This is a genomic window from Adlercreutzia sp. DFI.6.23 (genome assembly GCF_024462535.1).
Classification (GTDB): Bacteria; Actinomycetota; Coriobacteriia; order Coriobacteriales; family Eggerthellaceae; genus Adlercreutzia; species Adlercreutzia rubneri.
The window spans coordinates 1-306 of record NZ_JANGBP010000423.1 but is presented as its reverse complement, the minus strand read 5'-3'; the positions used below and the strand labels follow the sequence as shown (position 1 = coordinate 306).

The 306-nt window shown below is 66.7% G+C and carries 1 pseudogene; it reads right to left on the bottom strand.

Features of this window, described 5'->3' with window-relative positions:
• A pseudogene (locus NE591_RS13985) lies at window positions 1-306 on the bottom strand (glutamate synthase); the annotation flags it as partial.

Genomic DNA, 306 nt, shown 5'->3' with positions numbered 1-306 from the left:
GTTTCCACGGTATCGGCGGCCACCGTGTCCACAATGTACTTCTTTATGCCGCGGATATTCACCGGCGCGTCCACCATCGTGCGGCGACAACGCTCCTCGCAGGGGTGCTCGCACACAAGCGCGCAGACCGTAGGGAAGGGATTGTCCTTGCGGATCATCTTCACCGCCTCGGCAAGGCGGCCTTCCACGGCCAGCGCGATGTAGGCCGGCACGTTCACATGGGCCGGACACCGCGTGACGCAGGGCACCGTCTGGCGCGTGCCGGGAGCGCAGGCGCCCGCCTCCACATGGCTGGCGAACTCGTCG